This is a genomic window from Salinivibrio sp. ML198 (genome assembly GCF_001996015.1).
In the GTDB taxonomy this organism is placed as follows: domain Bacteria; phylum Pseudomonadota; class Gammaproteobacteria; order Enterobacterales; family Vibrionaceae; genus Salinivibrio; species Salinivibrio siamensis.
In genome coordinates this window covers 1-237 of record NZ_MUEZ01000084.1, presented here as the reverse complement: position 1 = coordinate 237, position 237 = coordinate 1, and the positions used below count along the sequence as shown (strand labels likewise).

Annotated in this window: 1 pseudogene; it reads left to right on the top strand. The window is 43.0% G+C overall.

Going from position 1 to position 237, the window contains the following annotated elements:
- Positions 1-22 precede the first annotated feature (22 nt).
- Positions 23-237, top strand: a pseudogene (locus BZG25_RS16115) (sel1 repeat family protein); the annotation flags it as partial.

Here is a 237-nt window from a genome sequence, read left to right as displayed (position 1 = left end):
AGTATCTCGTCTAGCGAAGCTAATGAGCGAGGGAAATCCTTATGCAGCTTATTGGCTTTCTAATAGAAGCTATCGCTGTCGAGCACACCTAGGCTCGAGTAGTCTTGGTAATAAAGTAGCGAAAGATCTTGGCTTAGATACCTCCTATGAAAATAAATACTGCACTGAGGAAATTTACCAAAAAGCAGTCGAGGGATTTAAAAAACTCGCAGCGGAAGGCGATCTTCGTGCTCAGTA